The following is a 5,357-nucleotide window of genomic DNA, read 5'->3' on the forward strand; positions in this document are numbered from 1 at the left end:
AGACCCTGACCCGGATCTCAGGGTCTTCTCGGGGCCGCCTCAGTGGGAGGACTGATGGTGCCCGGGTGCCGGCGCCGCCTAGCGTCACAGGCATGACCCCGACTCTCGCCCGGCGCGCCGGCGCCGTCACCCTGATCGCCGCGACCGCGGCCGCCCTGGCCGGCTGCGGCGGAGGGATCGGCGCCCGGCTGACCTACGACGACACCGAGAAGGTGAAGGTCTCCGAGATCGTCCTGACGGGCGGCAGCGGGGACGTCACCGTGACCACGGCGGCGATCGCCGACACCCGGATCAAGCGCATCGTGCGCAGCGACGGCTCCGACGACCCGCAGGGCTCGTACCAGCTGTCCGGCACGGTGCTGACCCTGGACACCAACTGCGGGCCGAACTGCCAGGTCTCGTACGAGATCCAGGCCCCGACCGGGGTGTCCGTACGCGGCAAGCTCGGCTCCGGCGACCTCACGCTCAGCGACATCGGCTCGGCGGACGTCACGGTGGGCTCCGGCGGCGCCGCCATCGACCGGGCCAGCGGCACGGTGTCGCTGAAGGCCGGCTCGGGCGACATCCTGGCCAACGACCTGCTGGGCGAGACGACGCTGGTCACCGGCTCGGGCGACGTCGAGGCCCACGGCCTCGGCGGCGGCAAGGCGGTCCGGGCCCAGACCGGCTCCGGCGACGTCACGGTCGAGGTCACGAAGGTGGCCTCGGTGACCGCGCGCACCGGCAGCGGCAACATCGAGCTGATGGTGCCGGACGGCGCCTACCAGGTGAAGACCCGCACCGGCTCGGGCGACGCGGAACTGCTCGGGATCGTCAACGACGCGACGGCCAAGAACGTCATCGAGGTGCAGACCGGCAGCGGGGACGCGACCATCACCGCCATCCCGGGCAGCTAGGGAACGTCGGCCGGGTGCTTCTCCCGCCGTGACAGCCAGACGAACGGCAGGGCGAGCGCGGCGACACCCGCCGAGATCACGTACGAGGCCGGGTAGCCGTAGACATCGGCGGCCCGGCCCAGTGCGGGCTGGGCCACGACCCCGCCGGTCGAGGCCATCAGCGAATCGAAGGACAGGATGGTCGCGCGCTGCTGCGACGGGATCATGCCGTTCAGGTACGCCTGCCGTACGGGCTGCCCCGCCGCCGACAGCAGCCCCCAGGCGACCACCAGGGCCAACACCACCCAGAAGTTCGGGATCAGGGCGATCAGCAGTACGGCGAGCACGCTCAGGCCCAGGGTGACGAGCAGCATCGAGGTGCGCCGGGCGAAGACCCGCCGCAGCGCCGGCGCGACCAGCCCGCCGACGATCTGCGCGGCGGCCAGCAGCGCCGCGGAGAGACCGACGATCCCGTACGCGGTCTCGTCACCCCACAGCTCGAGCAGGTACGGCTGCAACGCGTAGTGCACGTAGATCATCGCGCCGCCGGTGCAGGGTGCGGCCAGCATGAGCCAGCGCACCGGGCGGACCCGCAGGCCGTACTCGACGGACTGGGCGGCGATCCGGCGTACCTCGGTGCGGTAGCCCCCGCCGCGGTCCGGGGTGAAGCCGAGGTCGTGCATCAGCAGCGCGGCCACCACCAGCATCACCACGAGCACGGCGGCCCGCAGCAGGTACGGCGCACCGAGCCCGGCGACCTGGGCGAGATAGCCGCCGCCACCCGCGCCGACGAGCATCCCGATGCCCATGTAGACCTGCCCGCGGGCGAAGACCCGGTCCAGGCTGCCGGTGTAGCCGGTGGCGGCCAGCGCGTCGACCAGCCAGGCCTCGGTGGCACCGGAGAAGAACGTGAACCCGAGCCCGATCAACGCTGAGGACACCGCCCAGGCCCAGAACGGCCCGTCGATGCGCCACAGCCAGACGTAGAGCACGGTGGTCGCCGCCAGAGTCACCGTGCCGAGCAGGTACGAAGCCCGGCGCCCCCAGGAGTCGGCGACGATGCCGGTGGGCACCTCGAACAGCACCATGCCGGCGGTGAAGAACGCGTTCGCGGCGAACGCCTGGAAATTGGTCAACCCGGCGTCCAGCAGGAACAGCGTGTTGACGCCCCAGATCAGCGAGGCCGCCAAGGTGTTGCCGAGACCGAGCACGTAGTACGTCTGGCGGACGTGCGCGGCGGTGATGGTCATGTATGCACAGTCTCACCGTGGAGCGTGGCACGAAGGTAGGCCACGCGCGGCTCAGGTGCGTACGGTCTCGGCGAGCTGTCCGACAGCGGGCGACACCGGCGCCACGGCCGGCCGGCGTGGGCGGCCGCCGGGCAGCAGCACGGGCCGGCGGCCGGCGGCGAAGTCCTCGATCCAGCCGAAGAGCGCGACGGCCAGCGCGACCAGCGCGACGATCACCACGAGCCGCCACCCGATCCCGGTCGCGCCGCGCACCGGCAGGCCGTGCGTCTCCCCGATGCGGGTCACCGCCACGATGATCGGCACGTGCCAGAGGTAGATCGTCAGGGCCCGCGCGTTGAGCACGGTGACGAGCCGGGACGCCCGGGTCGCGGTGACGGCCGGGGCCAGACCGAGCGCGACGAGGATGAACGCCGCGGACCAGAGCGCGTTGCCGAGCGGGATGTCGTTGAGGTCGTACCCCCGGGGTCCGGGATGGGTGAGCACCCAGCCGGCGCCGGCCGTCGCCAGCAGCACCGCGAAGCCGGCCAGGCGGCGCCGCGCGAGCCGGCGCAGCATCCCGTCGTGGTGGGCGAAGCCGAGCAGCCACGCGCCGCCGTAGAGGGCCATGTCCCGCACGATCGGGTGCGGGCTGAGGCCGAGCAGGGTGATGACCGCCAGGGCGGTGTAGGGCGTCGCCAGGGACAGTTTCGGGAAGCGGCGGAAGACCGGCAGGGCGAGCGGCGAGAGCAGCACGAACCAGAGGAAGTCCCGCAGGTACCAGGTGGCGCTCAGGGCCATCGAGCCCCAGCCGTTGGCCGGCGGGTCCTGCACCGGGAACGCCCAGTACAGGATCTTCCAGTCCCACGCGAGGCCGGTGAGCAGCATGGCCGGCACGGCGATCGCCGATATCGCCCATAGCGACGGCAGCAGGCGGCGCAGCCGGCGCTCGACGGCGAGCGGCCCGGACCGGTCGAGTGAGGCCGCCATCAGCGAGCCGGCCAGCGCGAACATCACCGACATGGCCGGGAACGCGATGGTCAGCGCGACCCAGCCGGTGGAGTGGTAGACGACCACCCGGACGATGGCGATGGCACGCAGCAGGTCCAGGTACCGATTCCGCATGACGTAAAGGGCTATCTAAATAAGCCCCCACAAAGCAAACCGAAACCGGCATCCGGTGATAAGACCCACAAAAGCGATTAAAAACCCAGTCGACGAAGCTGCTTGGGGTCGCGCTGCCATTCCTTGGCGATCCGCACGTGCAGATCCAAATAGATCTTGCGCCCCAGCAACTGCTCGATCTCGGCGCGCGCCTTGGTGCCGACATCCTTGAGCCGGGCGCCCTTGGTGCCGATCACGATCGACTTCTGGCTGTCCCGCTCGACGTACAGGTTCGCGTAGATCTTCATCGACCGGCCCTCGACCACCATCTCCTCGACCAGCACGGCGATCGAGTGCGGCAGCTCCTCCCGGACGCCCTCTAGCGCGGCCTCGCGGATCAGCTCCCCGATGAGCACCTGCTCGGGCTCCTCGGTCAGCACGTCGTCCGGATACAACGGCGGCGACTCCGGCAGGTGCTTGACGATCACGTCGACCAGGGTCTCCACCTGATGGCCGGAAACGGCGCTGACCGGCACGATGTCGGCGAAGTCGTAGAGCTTGCTGACATCCATCAGCCGCTGCGCCAGCGTCGCCGGATCAACCAGGTCGACCTTGGTGACCACGGCGATGACGGTGGCCTTGAGCTCGGCCATCTCGGCCGAGATGAACCGGTCACCGGCACCGACCGGCTCGTCCGCCGGGAAGCAGATGCCGATCACGTCGACCTCGCTCCAGGTCTCGCGGACCAGGTCGTTGAGGCGCTCGCCGAGCAGCGTCCGGGGCCGGTGCAGGCCGGGGGTGTCGACCAGCACGAGCTGGGCGTGCTCCTGGTGCAGAATGCCGCGGATGATGTGCCGGGTGGTCTGCGGTTTGTTGGACGTGATGGCGATCTTCTGACCGATGATCGCATTGGTCAGCGTGGATTTACCGGCATTCGGCCTACCGACAAAACAGGCAAACCCGGCACGGTAAACATCATCCGCGACCTTGATCTCCCGGCTGGCCGCCTTGTGCCGATGCTTCTTTCTTCCCGTACGGGCCTCAGCCGCGCCGCCGGAAGCCCGTGGCCCCGGGCTCAGGTCGCCTGACTCAGTAGCGCCGTCCGCAACAACGCCCGCCCCAGCGGCGGCCGGCACGGAAGCACTGGCACTCTCGCGCTCAGTGGGGGTTTTCGCCCCACGGACCTTCTCGCCGCTCGTGGTGCTGCGCTTCGCTGCGCCTCCGGCTTCGCCGCGCTTCGCGCCTGCGGCTCCGCCGCTCCCAGCGACACCTCGCTTCGCGCTACCCGCCGCTTCGCCGCTACCCGCAGCGCCACGCGCGGCCGCAACCGCTCCACCAGCGGCTTCGCCGCGCTTCGCTCCACTTACGGCTTCGCCGCGCTTCGCAGCCCCGCCAGCCTCACCACGCTTGACCGCACCGACGCCACGCTTCGCCCCGCCGCCCGCAGCACCACCCTGCTCGCGCCGAGCCGCCCGCCGCTCCTGCCGCCGAAGCTCGTTCCGCTCCCCCGCAGTCAGCTGCCGCTCCTCGGCACCGCCACCAACGGGACGCTCCGCGCCACCGACCTCAGCACCAGCCCGGTTCCCCCGGCCGCCCGCAGCCCGCCGCTCACCAGTCCCAGCACCCTGCGAACGCCCAGCAACCGAAGCCGCCTGAGAACGCCCGGTCCCCCCGGCCGCCGTCCGCGGACTCCACTTGGGCTTCGACCGCGCCGGCCGAAGCTCCCCGGTCTCACTGACAGCATCCGACCGAGTCGGCAGCACCGGCCGCCCCGCACCGGCACCACCCGTAGACCTACCAGCGCTTCCCCGCGCTCCGCCAGCGCCACCGCTGCCACGAGCGCCGGCCGAGCCACGGGCTTGACCATCCCGTCCGGCGACGCTCCCGCCGCGCGCGCCGACGCTCCCGCCGCGGCCTCCAGCGACTCCGCCGCCTTGAGAACCGCCTGCGCCTCCGCCACCGCCACGCAAACCACCGACGCCACCAGCGCCTCGCGAACCACCGACGCCTCCGGCGCCCGCAGCACCTCCGGCACGAGCCTTCCGCCCGAGACCCCCGGCACCCGAACCCTCAGCGCCACCGCGGGCCCCCGAAGACGAGCGCCCAGCCTTACCCCGCGCTGCGTCCCCATCCTGCCGGCGAAGGACGGGCC

Annotated in this window: 6 protein-coding genes; 3 read left to right on the forward strand and 3 right to left on the reverse strand. The window is 71.4% G+C overall.

Annotation, left to right across the window (positions count from 1 at the left end):
* Positions 1-92 precede the first annotated feature (92 nt).
* The gene (locus AB0C29_RS31945; protein ID WP_360828038.1) at positions 93-896 is read left to right on the forward strand and encodes a DUF4097 family beta strand repeat-containing protein; all 804 of its coding nucleotides are present in this window, start codon (positions 93-95) and stop codon (positions 894-896) included.
* Here the strand turns inward: AB0C29_RS31945 and AB0C29_RS31950 are convergent.
* From AB0C29_RS31950 to era, 3 genes are all read right to left on the reverse strand, one after another.
* Positions 893-2,125, reverse strand: a complete 1,233-nt coding sequence (locus AB0C29_RS31950) for an MFS transporter (RefSeq protein WP_360828042.1) — start codon at positions 2,123-2,125, stop codon at positions 893-895. The genes AB0C29_RS31945 and AB0C29_RS31950 overlap by 4 nt on opposite strands.
* A 51-nt stretch (positions 2,126-2,176) precedes the next feature.
* Positions 2,177-3,226 (reverse strand): acyltransferase, encoded by a 1,050-nt coding sequence (locus AB0C29_RS31955; RefSeq protein WP_360828045.1) that lies wholly within the window; start codon positions 3,224-3,226, stop codon positions 2,177-2,179.
* A 77-nt stretch (positions 3,227-3,303) separates the two neighbouring features.
* Entirely contained in the window at positions 3,304-4,122 is an 819-nt protein-coding gene (era, locus tag AB0C29_RS31960) for a GTPase Era (RefSeq protein ID WP_360828051.1), read from the reverse strand.
* On the opposite strand from era, the gene AB0C29_RS31965 reads away from it, so the two are divergent.
* Both AB0C29_RS31965 and AB0C29_RS31970 read left to right on the forward strand, forming a co-directional pair.
* The gene (locus tag AB0C29_RS31965) at positions 4,027-4,293 is read left to right on the forward strand and encodes a hypothetical protein (protein WP_360828054.1); all 267 of its coding nucleotides are present in this window, start codon (positions 4,027-4,029) and stop codon (positions 4,291-4,293) included. The genes era and AB0C29_RS31965 overlap by 96 nt on opposite strands.
* A gap of 771 nt (positions 4,294-5,064) precedes the next feature.
* Positions 5,065-5,357: hypothetical protein (locus AB0C29_RS31970; RefSeq protein WP_360828048.1), on the forward strand; the 293-nt coding region annotated here is incomplete at its 3' end.

Source organism: Actinoplanes sp. NPDC048791 (assembly GCF_040650095.1).
Lineage (GTDB): Bacteria > Actinomycetota > Actinomycetes > Mycobacteriales > Micromonosporaceae > Actinoplanes.